Origin of the sequence: Amycolatopsis sp. NPDC101161 (assembly GCF_044768185.1) — a bacterium.
Taxonomy (GTDB): Bacteria; Actinomycetota; Actinomycetes; order Mycobacteriales; family Pseudonocardiaceae; genus Amycolatopsis.
Window position 1 is genome coordinate 470,396 of sequence record NZ_JBIWPI010000001.1, and the last position, 20,510, is coordinate 490,905.

Sequence of the window (20,510 nt, forward strand, 5' to 3'; positions counted from 1 at the left end):
GATGTCTTCGGGGATCGACGGCGGGCAGCTCGACCTGTCCGGGGTGCGGTGGCTGCCGGGCGGCGCCCGGCTGGCCGCGGTGGCCCAGGCTGAGCTGCCCCAGAAGGACGGCCTGGCCGCGGCGTTCTGCGGCCTGGCGGCGCTGCGCGCGGCCGGGCTCGACGTGCTCGACCAGGACGCCGTCGCGGTGGCCGCGGGCACGGTCCGCGGGCCGGTCGTGCGCCCGCGGGGCGAGGCGGGGCGGCCGGACTTCCGGCTGCCGGTGCCGCTGGTCGACGACCCGGCCGCGGCGGGAACGCGGGTTTCCGGGCTGGCCACGGCGATCGGCGCGCTGTCGGGCGGCGCCCTGTCGGCGGTCCCGGTGACGGGGGAGTGGACCACCGTGACGCTCTTCGACCTGCTGGCCGGCCTGTGGGACGTCCCGCGCGTCGCGGTGATCGCCCGGATCGACGCCGCCGAGCTCGGCGCGCACGACACCCCGGAGCGCGCGCTGCTCGACTACCTCGACACGGGCGTCCCTCCACTGTGGACGTCCCGTTGGCGCCCACCCGGCGGCCACTTCGTGCTGGTGGCGGGCATCCGCATCGGCGCGGAAGGCACCCTGCTGTCCGTTGTGGACACTTACCCGTCGTTCGGGGACAACGGGATCCACGACCAGCCGGTCGAGTGGATGACGGCGGCCCTGGCCGGGCTGGGGGTCCTGGTGGTCGTCGACGCGGACCAAGCAGCGGCAACGCGCGAGGCGGCCCGCGTCGCCGGCCTCACTCCGTCCTACTGGGACTGACCTCCGAGCCGGTCGCGAAGCGGGAGTGCTTGCGGCCGTAGGCGAAGTAGATCACCAAGCCGATCACCAGCCACGCCGCGAAGCGGATCCACGTCAGCACGTTCAGGTTGAGCGTCAGGTAGAAGCACGCCAGCGCCGCCAAGATCGGGACCACCGGTGAGAACGGCACCTTGAACGGCCGCTCGAGGTCGGGACGGCGGCGGCGCAGCACCGGGACCGCCACCGCCACGATGATCATCGCCGACAGCGCGCCGATGCTGACCATGTCGGCCAGCTCGGAGATCGGGATGAACGCCGCCAGCACGGCGATCAGCGCGGCGCCGCCGATGGTCATCCGGTGCGGGGTGCCCCACTTCGGGTGCGCCGTGCCGAGGGCCTTCGGCAGCAGGCCGTCGCGGCCCATCGCGAAGCCGATGCGGCCGATCGTCACCAGCTCGACCATCATCACCGACGTCAGGCCGGTCACCGCGCCGAGTGAGATGAGCGCGCCGACCCAGTGCTGGCCGACCCGGTCGAACGCGTCGGCCAGCGGCGCGCCCGTGTCGATGTCGGTGAACGGGATCATGCCGGTCAGCACGATCGACACGCCGATGTAGAGCAGCGCGCACACGCCCAGCGCGCCGAGGATGCCGACGCGCAGGTCCTTGCGCGGGTTGAGCGTCTCCTCGCCGAGGTTGGCGAGCGCCTCGAAGCCGGTGTAGGCGAAGAACACGATCGCGGCAGCGGTGACCATGCCGGCGATGCCGTAGACCGACTGCTCCAGGCCGAGCGCGGCCTGCACGAGCGGCTGCTCCAGCACCGTCGACCCGCTGGCGGGCGGCTGGGCCGGCGGGATGAACGGCGTCAGGTTCGCGCCCTTGACGAAGAACAGGCCGACCGCCAGGACCAGCACGCACACGGCGACCTTCACGCAGACGAGCAGGTTCGTCAGCCAGGCCGACTCCTTGATCCCCAGCACGGCGACCACGGTCAGCACGGCGATGATCAGCACCGCGCCGATGTTGACCTTCGCGTCCTCGCCGAACCACTCCGGCGACAGCCCGAGCAGGTTGGCCAGGTAACCGGACCAGCCGCGCGACACCACGGCGGCGCCGAGCGCGAACTCCAGCAGCAGGTCCCAGCCGATGATCCACGCGAAGATCTCGCCGAGGGTGGCGAAGGCGTAGGTGTAGGCGCTCCCGGCCGTCGGGACGCTCGAGGCGAGCTCGGCGTAGCAGAGCGCCGCGAGGCCGGCGACGACCGCGCCGAGCACGAACGACAGCGTCACCGACGGCCCGGCGTGGGTCTTCGCCTCGACGCCCGCGAGGGTGAAGATGCCGGTGCCGATGATGATCCCGATGCCGAACCCGACCAGGTCGCGCCCGCGCAGCCGCCGCTTGAGCTCCCCCGAGTCCTGGCGCTTCAGGACTTCGTCCACGTTCAAGGTTCTCCGCACACCCATGAGGAGAAGTTAGAAGGTCACGGGGATTCGCGCAGATCGGCTCCGGGGTGACGTGAGCCCGTGCGGATGGCGGGAACGGCCAACCACCGGAATGCTGGTCCCGTGCCCGACGAGATCCCCGCCCGCAGCGCCCTGCACCAGCTCGCCGACCGCCACGGCGTCGCCACCCGGTACGAGAACGCCGACCAGGAGTGGGTCGAAGTCGAAGACGACGTCGTCGTCGCCGTGCTGGGCCAGTTCGGGGTCGACGCCACCAGTGACGACGCCGTCGCCGCCGCCCTGGCCGAGCGGGCTCCCGACCGGCTGCCGCCGACCATCGTGCTGAAGGAGGGCACCGGCCGGCCGCTGCCCGGGGACGCCGAGGTGATCCTCGAAGACGGCACCCGGCGCCAGGTGACCGGCGCGCTGCCGGACGACCTGCCGCTCGGCTGGCACCGGGTGGTCACCGCCGGGCAGGACGTCGTGCTCGCCGTCGTGCCCGCGAAGCTGCCGGACGTCCCGCCCGCGTGGGGCTGGATGCTGCAGCTCTACGCCCTGCACTCGGCCGGCTCCTGGGGCATCGGCGACTACGCCGACCTCGCCACCTTCGCCGCCCGCTCGGCCTCGGAACTGGACGCCGGCGTCCTGCTGGTCAACCCCGTCCAGGCCTTCAGCCCGGCCCACCCGGTCGAGCGGTCGCCGTACTCGCCCGCGAGCCGGCGCTTCGCCAACCCGATCTACCTGCGCGTCACCGCGACCGAGACGTTCGAGCGGGCCGACGCCGCCACGCAGGAGGCGGTCGTCTCGCTCGCCCCGGACCGCGACGGCGAGCTGATCGACTACGACGCCGTCTGGACGGCGAAGCGCGCCGCCCTCGAGCTGCTCTGGCCGCACCGCGTCGAAGAGCTGCCCACGGACGCCGACCTCGAAGACTTCGCCCTCTTCTGCGCCCTCGCCGAGCAGCACGGCGCCGACTGGCGGGACTGGCCGGAGCCGCTGCGCGACCCGGCCGGCCCCGAAGTCGAGAAGGCCCGCGAAGAGCTGAAGGAGCGCGTCGGCTTCCACACGTGGCTGCAGCACCTCTGCCGGATCCAGCTGGAAGAGGCGCGCAAGAAGGCCCGCGAAGCCGGGATGACCGTCGGGATCGTGCACGACCTGCCGGTCGGGGTGCACCCCGGCGGGGCCGACACCTGGGCGGTGCGGGACGTCTTCGCCGCCGACGTACGCGTCGGCGCGCCGCCGGACGCCTTCAACCAGCAGGGCCAGGACTGGAACCTGCCGCCGTGGCGGCCGGACAAGCTCGCCGAGGCCGGCTACGCGCCGTTCCGGGACGTCATCCGCGGCGTCCTGCGGTACGCCGACGGCATCCGCGTCGACCACATCGCCGGGCTCTGGCGGCTGTGGTGGATCCCGCCGGGCGAGCCCGCGCACCGCGGCACGTACGTCCACTACGACGCCGAGGCCATGGTCGGGGTGCTGGCGCTCGAGGCGCACCGGGCCGGCGCGGTCGTCGTGGGGGAGGACCTCGGCACGGTCGAGGAGACCGTCACCGAGACCATGCACGAGCGCGGCATGCTCAGCTCGGCCGTGCTGTGGTTCGAACGCGACTGGGACGCGCCGGGCAAGCCGTTCACGCGTCCGGACACCTGGGACCCGGAGGCGATGGCCAGCATCTCCACGCACGACCTGCCGACCGTCTCCGGCTGGCTTCAGGGCGAGCACGTCCGCGTCCGGGCCGAGCTGGGCCTGCTGGACCGGGGCGTCGAAGCGGAGGAAGAAGCGGCCGCCGCCGAACGGCAGGCACTCCGGGAACTCCTTGCCCGGGAAGGGATTCCGGCCGACGACATGGTCGTCGCGCTGCACACCCTGCTCGCCCGGGCGGCATCCCGGCTGGTGCTGACGTCTCCGGCCGACGTCGCGGGCCAGGTGCGGCAGCCGAATCTGCCCGGAACGGTCGACCAGTACCCTAACTGGCGGATTCCCCTTCCCGTCAGCGTCGACGGCTTCTTCACCGCGAAGGGGGTGCGCGCCGCGGTGGCGCCGCTGGCAGCGGCGCGTCCGTTGCCCGGGTAACGGGTACTCCCCGGCGTACGACCCCCGCAGTGATGCGCGTTCGCGAGCGCGGACGCGCCCGGAACAACCCTGTGAAAGCTCGAGGAGACCCCAGTGCGGCCCTGGCCCGGAACGCCCTACCCGCTCGGCGCGACCTACGACGGAGTCGGGACGAACTTCGCCCTGTTCTCCGAGGTCGCCGAGCGAGTCGAACTGTGCCTGTTCGACGCCGAGGGCAACGAGACGCGGTACGCGCTCGAAGAGGTGGACGGCTTCGTCCACCACGGCTACCTGCTCAACGTCGGCCCCGGCCAGCGCTACGGGTTCCGGGTGCACGGCCCGTACGACCCGGCCCGCGGCCTGCGCTGCAACCCGAACAAGCTGCTGATCGACCCGTACGCGAAGGCCGTCTCGCACGGCGTGAAGTGGGACGAATCGCTCTTCGGCTACCAGTTCGGCAACCCGGAGGAGCGCAACGACGCCGACTCCGCCGGCCGGGTGCCGTACTCGCTGGTCGCGAGCCCGTTCTTCGACTGGGGCAACGACCGCCAGCCGAAGCGGCCGTACAACGAGACGGTCATCTACGAAGCCCACGTCAAGGGCATGACGGTGAACCACCCGTTCGTGCCGGAGGCGCTGCGGGGCACGTACGCCGGGATGGCGCACCCCGCCGTCGTCGAGCACCTGCAGAAGCTCGGCGTGACGGCGGTCGAGCTGCTGCCGGTGCACCAGTTCGTCTCCGACCACGGGCTGGAGGAGAAGGGCCTCACGAACTACTGGGGCTACAACACGATCGGCTACTTCGCGCCGCACGACGCCTACGCCGCGATGCCCGGCGAGGGCGGCCAGGTCCAGGAGTTCAAGGGGATGGTGAAGGCCTTCCACGAGGCCGGCATCGAAGTGATCCTCGACGTGGTTTACAACCACACCGCCGAGGGCAACCACCTCGGGCCGACGCTGTCGATGCGGGGCATCGACAACGAGGCCTACTACCGGCTGGTGGAGGGGGAGCCCGAGTACTACATGGACTACACCGGCACCGGGAACTCCCTCAACGTGCGCAACCCGCACACCCTGCAGCTGATCATGGACTCGCTGCGGTACTGGGTGACGGAGATGCACGTCGACGGCTTCCGCTTCGACCTCGCCTCGGCCCTGGCGCGCGAGTTCTACGACGTCGACCGGCTGTCCACGTTCTTCGACCTCGTGCAGCAGGACCCGATCGTCAGCCAGGTGAAGCTGATCGCCGAGCCGTGGGACGTCGGCCCCGGTGGCTACCAGGTCGGCAACTTCCCGCCGCTGTGGACGGAGTGGAACGGGCAGTACCGCGACACCGTCCGCGACTTCTGGCGCGGCGAGCCGTCGACGCTGGGCGAGTTCGCGTCGCGGATCACCGGCTCGTCCGACCTCTACCAGGACGACGGCCGCCGCCCGTTCGCGTCGATCAACTTCGTCACCGCCCACGACGGCTTCACGCTGCGGGACCTGGTGTCCTACAACGAAAAGCACAACGAGGCCAACGGCGAGGACGGTCGCGACGGCGCCGACGACAACCGGTCGTGGAACTGCGGGGTCGAGGGCGAGACCGACGACCCGGAGGTCAACGAGCTGCGCGCCCGCCAGCAGCGCAACATGCTGGCGACGGTGATGCTGTCGCAGGGCGTGCCGATGATCCTGCACGGCGACGAGTTCGGCCGGACCCAGCAGGGCAACAACAACGTCTACTGCCAGGACTCCGAGCTGTCCTGGATGGACTGGGAACTGGCCACCGAGCACGCCGACCTGGTCCGGTTCACCGGCGGGCTGGGCGCGTTCCGGCACCGCCACCCGGTGTTCCGCCGCCGCCGGTTCTTCCAGGGCGGCCCGGTCGGCAAGGGCGACAAGCTCGGCGACATCGCCTGGTTCACCCCGGCCGGCGAGGAGATGACCGAGCAGAACTGGGACGACGGCTTCGGCAAGGCGGTCGTCGTCTTCCTCAACGGCCAGGCCATCCCGGACCTCGACCCGCGCGGGATGCACGTCGAGGACGACTCGTTCCTCCTCGCGTTCAACGCGCACTACGAGGACATCGACGCCAAGCTGCCGGGCAACGGCTACGGCCAGGCCTGGACGGTCGTCGTCGACACCGCGACCGGCGAGGTCGAGCCCCTCGACGCGAAACCCATCGAAGGGGGCGGCCAGCTCACCCTGCCCGCCCGGTCCCTGATCGTGCTGCAGCGGACGGAGCCCGCATGACGGTGCCGGAGTCGACCTACCGGGTGCAGCTGCGCCCGGAGTTCCCGTTCGGTGACGCCGCCGGCATCGCCGGCTACCTGCGCGACCTGGGCATCGGCGCGCTCTACGCCTCGCCGGTGCTGGACGCGGCACCCGGCTCGACCCACGGCTACGACGTCGTCGACCCGACGCGCGCGCGGCCGGAGCTGGGCGGCGAGGCGGCGCGCCAGGAGCTCGGCGCGTTGCTGAAGGAGCTCGGGCTCGGGCTGGTGGTCGACATCGTGCCGAACCACATGTCGGTCGAGGTGCCGAAGCTCAACCGCTGGTGGTGGGACGTGCTCGAGCACGGCCGCGACTCCGAGTACGCGTCCTTCTTCGACATCGACTGGGAGCGCGGCCCGCTGCTGCTGCCGGTGCTCGGTGACGACGACGCCGTCGCCGAGCTGTCGGTCGAGGACGGCGAGCTGGCCTACTACGACCACCGCTTCCCGATCGCGCCCGGCACCGAAGCCGGGACGCCGCAGGAGGTCCACGAGCGCCAGCACTACCGCCTGATCGGCTGGCGCCGCGGCAACGCGGAGCTGGGCTACCGCCGGTTCTTCGACATCACGAACCTGGCCGCGGTCCGCGTCGAGGACCCGAAGGTGTTCGCCGAGACGCACGGGGAGGTCCTGCGCTGGGTCGCCGACGGCGACGTCACCGGCCTGCGCGTCGACCACCCGGACGGCCTCGCCGACCCGGGCGGCTACTTCCGGCGGCTGCGGGAGAACGCGCCGAACGCGTGGATCGTCGCGGAGAAGATCCTGCACCCGGGCGAGCCGCTGCCGCAGAGCTGGCCGGTCGACGGCACCACCGGCTACGACGCCCTGCGCGAGATCGCCGGCGTCTTCGTCGACCCGGCGGGCGAGCCCGGCTTCACCGAGCTGGCCACCGAACTGGGCGTGAAGACCGGCTACCACCGCGTCGAGGCCGAGGCCCGGCGGCTGGTCACCGACCGCATCCTCGTCGCCGAGGTCCGGCGGATCGCGGCGCTGCTGCGCGGGCTGGACCAGGACGCGGCGCGCGCGGCCGTCGCCGAGACCATGATCGCGTTCCCCGTCTACCGCTCGTACCTGCCCGAAGGCGCGGCGCACTGGGCGGCCGCGATCGCCGGGGCGCGGCAAGCCCGGCCCGACCTCGGCGCCGCGCTGGACGCCCTCGACGCGCAGGTCCGCGCCGAGCCGGACGGCGAGCTGGCCACCCGGCTGCAGCAGACGTCCGGCATGGTCGTGGCCAAGGGCACCGAGGACACGACGTTCTACCGCTACACCCGCTTCGCCGCGCTCAACGAGGTCGGCGGCAACCCGGACCGGTTCGGCCTGGACGTCGAGGAGTTCCACCGCCTGGCGGCCGAGCGCGAGGCCGGTTACCCGGCCGCGATGACGACGCTGACCACGCACGACACCAAGCGCTCGGAAGACACCCGCGCGCGGATGGCCGTGCTGGCGGAGCTGCCCGGCGAGTTCGCCGACGCCGTCCGCCGGTGGACGGTGCGCCGCGGGATCGCCGAGCCGGCGCTGAACCTCCTCGCCTGGCAGACGCTGGTGTCGACCTGGCCGATCGAGCCGGACCGGCTGCGCGGCTACCTCGACAAGGCGGCCAAGGAGGCCAAGCTGCGGACCAGCTGGACCGACCACGACGAGACGTTCGAGGCCGACGTCGCCGCGTGGCCGGCGGACGTGATGGGCGACGCCGAGCTGGCGGCGGACATCGAAGCGTTCGTCGCGCGGATCGAGCGGCCCGGCTACGCGAACTCGCTCGGCCAGAAGCTCGTTCAGCTGACCGCGCCCGGCGTCCCCGACGTCTACCAGGGCACCGAGCTGTGGGACTTCTCGCTGGTCGACCCCGACAACCGCCGCCCGGTCGACTACGCGGTCCGCCGCGAGATCCTGGCCCGGGTCGCCGACGGCGAGCAGCCGGAGATCGACGCGTCCGGCGCGGCGAAGCTCCTGGTCGTGCACAAGGCGCTGCGGCTGCGCCGCGAACACCCGGCGCTGTTCCGCGGCTACCGGCCGCTGCGGGCCGAAGGCGCGGCCGCGAAGCACGTCCTGGCCTTCACGCGGTCCGCGGACCTGGCCGTCGCGGTGACCCGGCTGCCGGTCGGGCTCGAGGCCGGCGGCGGCTGGGGCGACACCGTGCTGCCGCTGCCCGACGGCGTCTGGACCGACGTCCTGACCGGCCGCGACGCGACTCCGGACGTGGCCACCCTGTTCGACCGGTACCCCGTCGCGTTGCTGGTGCGAGGAGACGCATGAGGTTCAGCGTGTGGGCCCCGGCCGCCGGGCGGGTCCGGGTGAGCGTCGACGCCGGCGTGCACGAGATGACCGCCGGCGAGGGCGGCTGGTGGCACGCCGAGGCCGAGGGCATCAACTACGCCTTCCTGCTGGACGACGACGAGAAGCGGCTGCCCGACCCGCGGTCGCGGTGGCAGCCCCACGGCGTCCACCAGGAGTCGCGCGTCTACGACCACGCCGAGTTCGACTGGACGGACGACGCGTGGCACGGCCGCCAGCTGCCCGGCGGGGTCGTCTACGAGCTGCACATCGGCACCTTCACCGAGGGCGGCACCTTCGACGCGGCGATCGACCGGCTCGAGCACCTCGTCGAGCTCGGCATCACCCACGTCGAGCTGCTGCCGGTCAACTCCTTCGACGGCACCGCCGGCTGGGGCTACGACGGCGTCCTGTGGGGCGCGGTCCACGAGCCCTACGGCGGGCCGGACGGCTTCAAGCGGTTCGTCGACGCGGCACACGCGCGCGGGCTGGCCGTCGTGCTCGACGTCGTCTACAACCACCTCGGGCCGTCGGGGGCCTACCTCGACCGGTTCGGGCCGTACTTCGCCGGGCAGAACGACTGGGGTCCGGGTCTCAACCTCGACGGCGCCGGCTCGGACGAGGTCCGCCGGTACGTCGTCGACAACGCCCTGAGCTGGTTCCGCGACTTCCACGTCGACGCGCTGCGCCTGGACGCGGTGCACGCGCTGCTCGACCGGCGCGCGGTCCACCTGCTCGAACAGCTCGCCACCGAGACCGAGGCGCTGTCGGCGGCGCTGAACCGGCCGCTGACGCTGATCGCCGAGTCCGACCTGAACGACCCGCGGCTGGTGACGCCCCGCGAGCGCGGCGGGTACGGCCTGCACGCCCAGTGGTCGGACGACTTCCACCACGCCCTGCACGTCAAGCTCACCGGCGAGACGTCCGGCTACTACACGGACTTCGCCGCGCAGGACGCCGTCGAGCGGGTCCTGCGCGAGGTGTTCTTCCACGCCGGGACCTGGTCGTCGTTCCGGGAGCGGACCCACGGCCGGCCGGTCGACACCCGGACCGTGCCGGGCCACCGCTTCCTCGCCTACCTGCAGAACCACGACCAGATCGGCAACCGCGCGACCGGCGACCGGCTGTCCGCGACCGTGTCCCGGGACCGGCTGGCCTGCGGCGCGGCGATCCTGTTCTGCTCGCCGTTCACGCCGATGGTGTTCATGGGGGAGGAGTGGGCGGCGAGCACGCCGTGGCAGTTCTTCGCCTCCTTCCCGGACCCGGAGCTGGCCGAAGCGGTCCGCACGGGCCGCCGCCGCGAGTTCGCCCGGCACGGCTGGGGCGAGTCCGAGGTGCCCGACCCGATGGACCCGGCCACGGTCGACCGCTCCCGGCTCGACTGGGCCGAGGCCGACCAGCCCGGTCACCGCGAGGTGCTGGACCTGTACCGCGCGTTGATCCGGCTGCGCCGTGACCACCCCGAGCTGGCGGACCCCCGGGTCGGCGACCTGCGCGTCGACGCCGCGCCGGACGGGTCCTGGCTCGTGCTGCACCGCGGTGCGCTGCGGCTGGCCGTCAACTTCGGCGAAGGCCCGGTCACGCTCCCGCTCGGGGCCACGACGACCCTGCTGACCTGGGCGGAAGCCACTGTGGACGGGGGTGCCGCGCAGCTGCCGCCGGACACCTTCGTCCTCGTCGAAACGGCGGCGGCCCGGTAACCGTCCCGGTATAGGGGCGCGGGGGACGGGCCGGATCTGGGACGATTCAGGAATGGCCACACGACCCTCGACCCAGCACGTCCGCGCCGGACGCCCGTTCCCGCTCGGGGCCCACCCCGAGGCAGGCGGCGTCCGGTTCGCGATCACCTCCGCCGTCGCGGACGCGGTCGACCTGTGCCTGATCGACGCCGACGGGTCGGAACGCCGGATCGCGCTCACCGAGCGCACGTTCGGCGTCTGGCACGGCCTGGTGCCCGGGGTGACACCGGGGCAGCGCTACGGCTACCGCGTCCACGGCCCGTACGACCCGGGCCGGGGCCTGCGCTGCAACCCGCACAAGCTGCTCGTCGACCCCTACGCCCGGCAGATCACCGGCGGCCTCACCGACCTGAGCGCGGCCCAGGGCTTCACCGGCGACCCCGAACGCGGTCCGATGTCCACTGTGGACTCCCTGGGCAGCGTGCCGCTGTCGGTGGTGTCCTCGCCCGGCGGGCCGGACACCGGCGTCAAGCCGGAGGTCCCGTTCGAAGAGGCGGTGATCTACGAGCTGCACGTCAAGGGGTTCACGCAGCGGCACCCGTTCATCCCGGAGGCGCTGCGGGGCACCTACCTCGGCCTGGCCCATCCGGTCGCCATCGAGTACCTGACCCGGCTCGGCGTCACCTCGGTGGAGCTGCTGCCGGTGCACACGTTCCTCGACGAGCCGTCGCTGGTGCGGGCCGGGCGGCACAACTACTGGGGGTACTCGCCGCTCGGCTTCTTCGCGCCGCACGCCGCCTACGCCAGCGAGCCCGGCCACGAGGTCGAGGAGTTCCGGCTGATGGTGGCCGCCCTGCACGCGGCCGGCATCGAGGTGATCGTCGACGTCGTGTTCAACCACACCTGCGAAGGCGGGCCGGACGGGCCGACGCTGAGCTTCCGCGGCCTGAACGCGCCGGTGTACTACCTGCACACCGACCGCGGGCACATGGCCGACATCACCGGTTGCGGAAACACCCTGGAGGCCGGCTCGCCGACCGTGGTCCGGCTGGTCACCGACTCGCTGCGGTACTGGACGCAGGAGCTGGGCGTCGACGGCTTCCGGTTCGACCTGGCCAGCACGCTCGGCCGGGCCCGCGGCGGCCCGTTCGACCCGGCGTCGACGCTGCTCACCGCGATCACCACCGACCCGGTGCTCTCGCGCTGCAAGCTCATCGCCGAGCCGTGGGACGCCACCGGCGAGGGCTACCGCGTCGGCGGCTTCGGCGCCCAGTGGGCGGAGTGGAACGGCCGCTACCGCGACACCGTGCGCGACTTCTGGCGCGGCGCGACCGGCGTCCGCGACCTCGCCTACCGGCTGTCCGGTTCGTCGGACCTGTACGACCACAACCTGCGCCGGCCGTGGCAGTCGATCAACTTCGTCACCGCCCACGACGGCTTCACGCTGCGGGACCTGGTGTCCTACAACGAAAAGCACAACGAGGCCAACGGCGAGGACAACCGCGACGGCGGCAACGACAACCGCTCGTGGAACCACGGCACCGAGGGCGACACCACCGACCCCGAGATCCGCCAGCTGCGCGCCCGGCAGGTGCGGAACCTGTTCGCGACGCTGCTGCTGTCCACCGGCACCCCGATGATCACCGCGGGCGACGAGTTCTGGCGGACCCAGGGCGGCAACAACAACGCGTACTGCGTCGACGACGAGACGTCCTGGCTGGACTGGACGCCGGAAGACCCCGAGGCCGAGGCCATGTTGACCTTCGCCCGCCGCGTCGTGCGGCTGCGGGCGAACAGCCCGGCGCTGCGGCAGCCGGAGTTCTTCGAAGGCCGGACGACGCCGACCGGCCAGCCCGACCTGGTCTGGTTCCGCCCGGACGGCGAGGAGTTCGGCGAGACCGACTGGTTCGAGGACCGGCACACGCTCGGCATGTGGATCGACGGCTCGAACAGCCAGGCCCGCAACCGCGACGGCGAACTGGTGCCCGACCACTCGTGGCTGCTGTGGCTGCACGCGGGCGACGAGCCGGCCGAGGTCGTGCTGCCCGGCCGCGAGTACGGCGAGACGTTCAAGCCGACGCTCGACACGAGCACCGCCGACGGGAGCCCGGCCAACCCGGGTGCGCTGGAGGCCAAGAGCCGGGTGACGCTGCAGTCGCGGTCGCTGCTCCTGCTGCGGGCCCCGCGCCTGGCGGCGGAGACGCCGGTCGAAGGCCCCTGACGGGGGCCGGTCCGGCGCTGTCCGGTTCGTCCATTCGGGTACGGGTGTTCGCCGTTCGGGTCCGCGTGTCGGTCCCGCGCATTCGCACACGATCTTCACGTCCCGGACATCATCCGGAAATTCGTTGCGGGGAAAGCGTTTCGTCCGCGGCGACGTGGGTACACCGTAGAGAACCCTGCCTCCCAGGCGCTTGATCGAGTCAGGCAGACTGGCGTCGCCTGCGTCCAACCGAACACACCGAGGGGCGTTGCCCATGACCGGCCGGCTCGGCATCGACGACGTCTCCCCCAGCGTGAGCTGCGGCCGGTATCCGGCCAAAGCCGTTGTGGGGGAACACATCCCGGTCACCGCGACCGTCTGGCGGGAAGGCCACGACGCCGTCGCGGCCACCGTCGCGTGGCGTGGTCCGGCCGACCGGCTGACCCGCCAGACGCGGATGGTGCCGCGCGGTCCCGACCACCCCGACGAGTTCGCCGCGGTGATCGTCCCGGACACCACCGGTCTGTGGACCTACCGCATCGACGCGTGGGGCGACCCCTGGGCGACCTGGGAGCACAACGTCGAGGTGAAGGTCGCCGCCGGGCAGGGACCCGAGGACCTCGCGAACGACCTCGAGAACGGCGCCCGGCTGCTGGAGCGCGTCTCCCGCCGCCCGGACCGCCGGGCCGAGAAAGCGCTCTTGACCGGCGCGGTGGCGGCGTTGCGCGACGAAGCGCGCGGCCTCGCCGAGCGGGTCGGGCCCGCGCTGTCGCCCGAGATCCGCCAGCTCATGCGCGAGTTCCCGGTGCGCGAGCTGATCACCAAGGGCAAGCCGCACAAGGTCTGGGTGGACCGCCGCCGGGCCGCGTTCGGCTCCTGGTACGAGCTGTTCCCCCGCTCCACCGGCGGGCTCGACGCCGAGGGCAAGCCGGTGCACGGCACCTTCACCACCGCCGCGGCTGCGCTCGACCGCGTCGCGAAGATGGGCTTCGACGTCGTCTACCTGCCGCCGATCCACCCCATCGGCCGCGTGAACCGCAAGGGCCCCAACAACACCCTCGACGCCAAGCCGGACGACGTCGGCTCGCCGTGGGCCATCGGCTCCGACGAGGGCGGGCACGACGCCATCCACCCGGACCTCGGCACCTTCGAGGACTTCGACGCCTTCGTCGCCCGCTCCGAGGAGCTGGGCATGGAGGTGGCGCTGGACTTCGCGCTGCAGGCCGCGCCGGACCACCCGTGGGTGCTCAAGAACCAGGAGTTCTTCACCACCCGCCCGGACGGCTCGATCGCCTACGCGGAGAACCCGCCGAAGAAGTACCAGGACATCTACCCGATCAACTTCGACAACGACCCCAAGGGCGTCTACGAGGAGATGCTGCGGGTCATCACGGTCTGGATCGACCACGGGGTCAAGATCTTCCGGGTCGACAACCCGCACACCAAGCCGCCGGACTTCTGGGCCTGGCTGATCCAGTCGGTCAAGGACGCCCACCCGGACGTCCTCTTCCTCGCCGAGGCGTTCACCCGCCCGGCGCGGCTGTGGGGCCTGGCCCGGCTCGGCTTCACCCAGAGCTACACGTACTTCACGTGGCGGACCGGCAAGCAGGAGCTGATCGACTTCGCCGTCGACCTGCGCGACCACTGGAACGAGGGCCGGCCGAACCTGTTCGTCAACACGCCGGACATCCTCCACGAGTCGCTGCAGCGCGGCGGCCCGGGCATGTTCGCGCTGCGGGCCGCGCTCGCCGCGACGATCTCGCCGACGTGGGGCGTCTACTCCGGGTACGAGCTGTTCGAGCACGTCCCGGTCCGCGAGGGCAGTGAGGAGTACCTCGACTCCGAGAAGTACCAGCTGCGGCCGCGCGACTTCGAGCGCGCGCTCGCCGAAGGCCGCTCGCTGGAGCCGTGGATCGCGAAGCTCAACGCCGTCCGCCGCGCGCACCCGGCGCTGCAGCAGATGCGCACCCTGCACTTCCACCACATCGACAACGACGCGCTGCTGGCCTACTCCAAACAGGACCCGGCCACCGGCGACACCGTGGTCACCGTCGTCACCCTCGACCCGTACGGGCCCCAGGAGGGCACGCTCTGGCTCGACACGGAGGCGCTCGGGTTCGAGGCCCACGAACGGCTGATCGCCCACGACGAGGTCACCGGCGACACCTGGGACTGGGGCCCGGCGAACTACGTCCGGCTCGAACCCTGGCGCGCGGTGGCGCACGTCGTGTCGGTGAGACGCCGGCTGGCCGGCTGAGCGGGGAAGGACAGGGACTCGAGGGACGAGGTGGAACACATGGCGGAAGAAACCCGGCCCGACGCGGCTCTGGGACTGGAGGGCGTGCCGCACACCGGTGAGGCGATGACCGCGGACGGCATGCTCGTCGAGCCGCAGGCCGGGGACTTCCGGTCGGCGCAGCAGGCGCCGAGCAACCCGGAGTGGTTCAAGGGCGCGGTGTTCTACGAGGTGCTGGTGCGCGCGTTCGCCGACTCCAACGGCGACGGCACCGGCGACCTGAGAGGCCTGGCCGGCCGGCTGGACTACCTGGCCTGGCTGGGCATCGACTGCCTGTGGCTGCCGCCGTTCTACGCCTCGCCGCTGCGCGACGGCGGGTACGACATCAGCGACTTCCGCGCGGTGCTGCCGGAGTTCGGCAGCGTCGAGGACTTCGTCTTCCTCCTCAACGAGGCCCACCGGCGCGGCATCCGGGTGATCACCGACCTGGTGCTCAACCACACCTCGGACGCCCACCCGTGGTTCCAGCAGTCCCGCCAGGACCCCGACGGCCCGTACGGCGACTACTACGTGTGGAGCGACGACGACTCCCGCTACGCCGACGCGCGGATCATCTTCGTCGACACCGAGACGTCGAACTGGACCTACGACCCGGTGCGCGGCCAGTTCTACTGGCACCGGTTCTTCTCCCACCAGCCCGACCTGAACTTCGAGAACGTCGACGTCCAGAACGCGATGATCGACACCCTGCGGTTCTGGCTCGACCTGGGCATCGACGGGTTCCGCCTGGACGCCGTGCCGTACCTGTTCGAGCAGGAGGGCACCAACTGCGAGAACCTGCCGCGCACGCACGAGTTCCTCAAGCGCTGCCGCAAGGTCGTCGACGACGAGTACCCGGGCCGCATCCTGCTGGCCGAGGCGAACCAGTGGCCGTCGGACGTCGTCGAGTACTTCGGCGACCCGGCCGTCGGCGGCGACGAGTGCCACATGGCGTTCCACTTCCCGCTGATGCCGCGGATCTTCATGGCGGTGCGCCGCGAGTCCCGGTTCCCGATCTCGGAGATCCTCACCCAGACCCCGACCATCCCCAGCGGGGCCCAGTGGGGCATCTTCCTGCGCAACCACGACGAGCTGACCCTCGAGATGGTCACCGACGAAGAGCGCGACTACATGTACGCGGAGTACGCCAAGGACCCGCGCATGAAGGCCAACATCGGCATCCGCCGGAGGCTGGCCCCGCTGCTGGACAACGACCGCAACCAGCAGGAGCTGTTCACCGCGATGCTGCTGTCCCTGCCGGGCTCGCCCGTTCTGTACTACGGTGACGAGATCGGCATGGGAGACAACATCTGGCTCGGCGACCGCGACGCGGTCCGCACCCCCATGCAGTGGACCCCGGACCGCAACGCCGGGTTCTCCTCCTGCGACCCGGGCCGGATCTACCTGCCGGTGATCATGGACCCGGTGTACGGCTACCAGGGCCTGAACGTCGAGGCGCAGTCGAACAACGACGCCTCGCTGCTCAACTGGACCCGGCGGATGATCGAGGTGCGCAAGCAGCACCACGCGTTCGCCGAAGGCGAGTTCGTCGACCTCGGCGGGTCCAACCCGAGCGTGCTGGCGTACAAGCGCCAGTGGCGGCGCCCGGACGGCGGCGAAGACGTCGTGCTCTGCGTGAACAACCTCTCCCGGTTCCCGCAGCCGGTGGAGCTGGATCTGTCCGCGCACCGCGGGTGCACGCCGGTGGAGCTCACCGGCGGCGTGCGGTTCCCCAGCATCGGGGAGCTGTCCTACCTGCTGACGCTGCCGGGGCACGGCTTCTACTGGTTCCAGCTGACGAGCTCGGGAGACGAAGGCGAAGCGAGGTGAGTCCCTTGTCCGACCCGCGTGAGCTGGTCGACGACCTGACCGAGGACCTGAAGCGCTGGCTGCCGGAGCAGCGCTGGTTCGCCGGCAAGGACCGGCCGGTCACCGGCGTCCGGCCGCTCGGCGTGACCGAGCTGGTCGAAGGCGATCCGCAGCTGCTGCACGTGGTCGTCGAGGTCGTCCAGGACGACCGGCGCGAGCCGTACCAGCTGCTCGTGGGCCGGCGGACGCACCCGCCGGAGATCGCGTCCACCAGCTGGATCGGCGCGGTCGGCGACCTCAACGCCTACGAGGCGTCCGGCGACCTCGACGTCACCGGCGTGCTGCTGGACCTGATGGCGCGGGAGGGCAGCGTCGGCTCGCTCGTCTTCGAGCACGAGCCGGGCGTCGAGCTGGAGACCGGTTTGCGTGCGCGTCCGATCACGTCGGAGCAGAGCAACACCTCCCTGGTCTACGGCGGGCAGTACATCCTCAAGCTGTTCCGGAAGCTGACCCCGGGCAAGAACAAGGACCTGCTGCTGCACCGCGCGCTGCAGGGCGTCGGCAGCAAGCACATCGCGGCCCCGCTCGGCTCGATCACCGGCGACCTCGACGGCGAGCCGACCACGGTCGGCATGCTCCAGCAGTTCGTCTCCGACGCGGTCGACGGCTGGGCGATGGCCACCACCAGCGTCCGCGACCTGATGGCGGCGCCGGAGCTGCACGCCGGGGAGGTCGGCGGCGACTTCGCCGGCGAGGCCGAGCGGCTCGGGCGCGCGGTCGCCGAGGTGCACGCGGACCTGGCCGAGGCGCTCGGCACCGAGCCGGTCGACGCCGAGGAGCTGGAACGCTCGGCCAAGGCGATGCTCGACCGCCTGGACACGATCGCCGGCCGGGTGCCCGAGCTGGCCGCGCACGCCCCGGCGCTGCGGGCGGCGTTCGAGGAGCTGCGCACGCTGCCGCTGGACTCGGTCACCATGCAGTACATCCACGGCGACCTGCACCTCGGCCAGGTGCTGCGGACGGTCGGCGGCTGGCTGCTGATCGACTTCGAGGGCGAGCCCGCGGCCCCGGTCGAGGAGCGGCACGCGCTGCGGTCGCCGTTGCGCGACGTGGCGGGCATGCTGAGGTCGTTCGACTACGCGGCCCAGCAGATGCTGGTCGGCCAGCCGGACGACCCGGCGCTGGCCGAGCGCGCCCACGAGTGGTCGGAACGCAACCGCGCGGCGTTCTGCGAGGGCTACGCGGCGGTGGCGGCGGACCCGCGCGAGGCGGGCGAGCTGCTGCGCGCCTTCGAACTGGACAAGGCGGTCTACGAGGTGGGCTACGAGCACGCGAACCGGCCGGACTGGCTGGGCGTGCCGCTCGCCTCGATCGCCCGGATCACCGACGGAGAGGGATGACACCGTGAACGCGGTACCGGAAGGCCTCCCGGCCGCGGCCCCGCCGGCCGCGGACATCGACCGGCTGCTCGCCGGCTCGCACCACGACCCGCACTCGGTGCTGGGGGTGCACGCGGTGGGCAAGGGCTTCGCGGCCCGGGCGCTGCTGCCCGGCGCCAAGGGGGTCACGCTGCTCGCGGGCGAGCACCGGTACCCGCTGGAGCCGGTGATCGACGCGCTGTTCGCCGCCGCGGTGCCGGAGCACCCGGGCGACTACCGGCTGGAGGTCGAGTACGACGGGCACACCGTCACCGCCGACGACCCCTACCGCTGGCTGCCCACGGTCGGCGAGCTCGACCTGCACCTGATCGGCGAAGGGCGCCACGAGCGGCTCTGGGAGGTGCTCGGCGCGCACGTCCGCTCGTACGAGACGCCGAACGGGGTCGTCGAGGGGACGTCGTTCGCGGTGTGGGCGCCGAACGCCCGCGGCATCCGCGTGATCGGCGACTTCAACGGCTGGGACGGGCGCGGTCACGCGATGCGCTCGCTCGGCTCGTCGGGGATCTGGGAGCTGTTCGTCCCCGGCGTCGGGGCCGGCACCTGCTACAAGTTCCGCATCCTCGGCGCCGACGGGAACTGGCACGAGAAGGCCGACCCGATGGCGTTCGGCACCGAGCAGCCGCCCGCGACGGCCTCGGTCGTCACCACGTCGTCCTACGTGTGGGAAGACGACGAGTGGGTGGACACCCGCGAAGCGACCCAGTGGGCCTCGGCGCCGATGAGCGTCTACGAGGTCCACCTCGGCTCGTGGCGGCCCGGGCTCGACTACCGGGAGCTGGCCGACCAGCTCGGCGACTACCTGGTCGAGACCGGCTTCACGCACGTGGAGCTGCTGCCGGTGTCGGAGCACCCGTTCGGCGGCTCGTGGGGCTACCAGGTGACGTCGTACTACGCGCCGACGTCCCGCTTCGGTTCCCCGGACGACTTCCGCTACTTCGTCGACCGCCTGCACCAGCGGGGGATCGGCGTGCTCGTCGACTGGGTGCCCGCGCACTTCCCGAAGGACAGCTGGGCGCTGGCGAAGTTCGACGGCACCGCGCTGTACGAGCACGCGGACCCGCGGAGAGGGGAGCAGCCCGACTGGGGCACGCTCGTGTTCGACTTCGGCCGCAACGAGGTCCGCAACTTCCTGGTCGCCAACGCGCTGTACTGGATCGAGGAGTTCCACCTCGACGGCCTGCGCGTCGACGCCGTCGCCTCGATGCTCTACCTCGACTACTCCCGCAACGAAGGGGAGTGGCTGCCGAACCAGTACGGCGGCCGCGAGAACCTGGACGCGGTGAAGTTCCTGCAGGAGCTGAACGCGACCGTCTACAAGCGACACCCGGGCATCGTGATGGTCGCCGAGGAATCGACGGCGTGGCCGGGCGTCACGCGCCCGACCCACCTGGGCGGCCTCGGGTTCGGCTTCAAGTGGAACATGGGCTGGATGCACGACACGCTCCGGTACCTGTCCCACGAGCCGATCCACCGCGCGTACCACCACAACGAGATGACGTTCTCGCTGGTGTACGCGTGGAGCGAGAACTTCGTCCTGCCGCTGTCGCACGACGAAGTGGTGCACGGCAAGGGATCCCTGTGGGGCCGCATGCCGGGCGACGCGTGGAACAAGGCGGCCGGGCTGCGGTCGCTGCTGGCGTTCATGTGGGCGCACCCGGGCAAGCAGCTGCTGTTCATGGGCGGCGAGTTCGGTCAGCCGTCCGAGTGGTCGGAGCAGCGGTCGCTGGACTGGCACCTGCTGGACGAGCCGCTGCACCGCGGCGTCCAGGACCTGCTGCGGTCGCTGAACTCGGTGTACAAGTCGACTCCGGCGCTGTTCAGCCAGGACACGTCCCCGGACGGCTTCCGCTGGATCGACGCGAACGACTCCAGCGGCAACGTGCTGAGCTTCCTGCGCATCGGGACCGACGGTTCGCGGCTGGCGTGCGTGGCGAACTTCGCCGGCGTGCCGCACCACGACTACCGCGTCGGCCTGCCTGCCGCGGGACGCTGGCGCGAGGTGGTCAACACCGACGCGGAGGCGTACGGCGGCTCGGGCGTCGGCAACCTGGGCGCGGTCGAGGCGACCGAGGACGCGTGGCACGGCCAGCCGGCCTCGGCGGTGCTCCAGCTACCGCCGGCGGGTGTGCTGTGGCTGGTCGAGGAGAACCCGCAGACGCCCGAGACCCTGGTCGTCCCGGAGACCCCCGAGCTCCCGTGACCTCACCGCCGGGGGGGGGGGGGGTGCGGGGGGCCAACACCCCCCGGCCCGGGTGCCCGGGGCCGCGGGGGCCGCGGGGGGGGGGGGGGGGGCCGGGGGGGCCCCCCCCCCCCCCCCCCCCCCCGC

Annotated in this window: 11 protein-coding genes; 10 read left to right on the top strand and 1 reads right to left on the bottom strand. The window is 71.9% G+C overall.

The features are described from left to right. The first annotated feature begins 1 nt into the window (after nt 1). Nucleotides 2-784, top strand: a complete 783-nt coding sequence (locus tag ACIRSS_RS02350) for a DUF6885 family protein (RefSeq protein ID WP_400889685.1) — start codon at nt 2-4, stop codon at nt 782-784. On the opposite strand, the gene ACIRSS_RS02355 is transcribed toward ACIRSS_RS02350, so the two are convergent. Further along, a complete protein-coding gene (locus tag ACIRSS_RS02355) occupies nt 762-2,225 on the bottom strand; it encodes an APC family permease (RefSeq protein ID WP_400889687.1) in 1,464 nt (487 codons plus the stop codon). The two genes, ACIRSS_RS02350 and ACIRSS_RS02355, sit on opposite strands and share 23 nt — an antisense overlap. 102 nt (nt 2,226-2,327) lie before the next feature. On the opposite strand from ACIRSS_RS02355, the gene malQ reads away from it, so the two are divergent. From malQ to glgB, 9 genes are all read left to right on the top strand, one after another. Then, nucleotides 2,328-4,277 carry a 4-alpha-glucanotransferase gene (gene malQ, locus ACIRSS_RS02360; protein WP_400889689.1) on the top strand — a complete coding sequence of 650 codons (1,950 nt, stop codon included), beginning with the start codon at nt 2,328-2,330 and terminating at the stop codon, nt 4,275-4,277. Between the two features lie 93 nt (nt 4,278-4,370). Next, nucleotides 4,371-6,491 carry a glycogen debranching protein GlgX gene (gene glgX, locus ACIRSS_RS02365; RefSeq protein WP_400889691.1) on the top strand — a complete coding sequence of 707 codons (2,121 nt, stop codon included), beginning with the start codon at nt 4,371-4,373 and terminating at the stop codon, nt 6,489-6,491. After that, nucleotides 6,488-8,764: a malto-oligosyltrehalose synthase gene (gene treY, locus ACIRSS_RS02370; RefSeq protein ID WP_400889693.1), complete on the top strand. Its 2,277-nt coding sequence runs from the start codon at nt 6,488-6,490 to the stop codon at nt 8,762-8,764. The genes glgX (ACIRSS_RS02365) and treY overlap by 4 nt, the downstream gene beginning before the upstream one ends. Beyond that, nucleotides 8,761-10,482, top strand: a complete 1,722-nt coding sequence (treZ, locus tag ACIRSS_RS02375; RefSeq protein ID WP_400889695.1) for a malto-oligosyltrehalose trehalohydrolase — start codon at nt 8,761-8,763, stop codon at nt 10,480-10,482. Before treY ends, treZ begins: the two co-directional genes overlap by 4 nt. 52 nt (nt 10,483-10,534) lie before the next feature. Beyond that, on the top strand, nt 10,535-12,682 hold the full coding sequence (gene glgX, locus ACIRSS_RS02380) for a glycogen debranching protein GlgX (RefSeq protein WP_400889697.1): 2,148 nt from the start codon (nt 10,535-10,537) through the stop codon (nt 12,680-12,682). A 253-nt stretch (nt 12,683-12,935) separates the two neighbouring features. Continuing rightward, nucleotides 12,936-14,918 carry a maltotransferase domain-containing protein gene (locus ACIRSS_RS02385; RefSeq protein ID WP_400889699.1) on the top strand — a complete coding sequence of 661 codons (1,983 nt, stop codon included), beginning with the start codon at nt 12,936-12,938 and terminating at the stop codon, nt 14,916-14,918. A 39-nt stretch (nt 14,919-14,957) separates the two neighbouring features. Continuing rightward, complete coding sequence (gene treS / locus ACIRSS_RS02390) at nt 14,958-16,766, top strand: maltose alpha-D-glucosyltransferase (RefSeq protein WP_400889701.1); 1,809 nt, start codon at nt 14,958-14,960, stop codon at nt 16,764-16,766. 5 nt (nt 16,767-16,771) lie between these two features. Then, complete coding sequence (locus ACIRSS_RS02395) at nt 16,772-18,145, top strand: aminoglycoside phosphotransferase (protein ID WP_400889703.1); 1,374 nt, start codon at nt 16,772-16,774, stop codon at nt 18,143-18,145. A gap of 4 nt (nt 18,146-18,149) precedes the next feature. Next, the gene (gene glgB, locus ACIRSS_RS02400) at nt 18,150-20,384 is read left to right on the top strand and encodes a 1,4-alpha-glucan branching protein GlgB (protein WP_400889705.1); all 2,235 of its coding nucleotides are present in this window, start codon (nt 18,150-18,152) and stop codon (nt 20,382-20,384) included. The last annotated feature ends 126 nt before the right edge of the window (nt 20,385-20,510 follow it).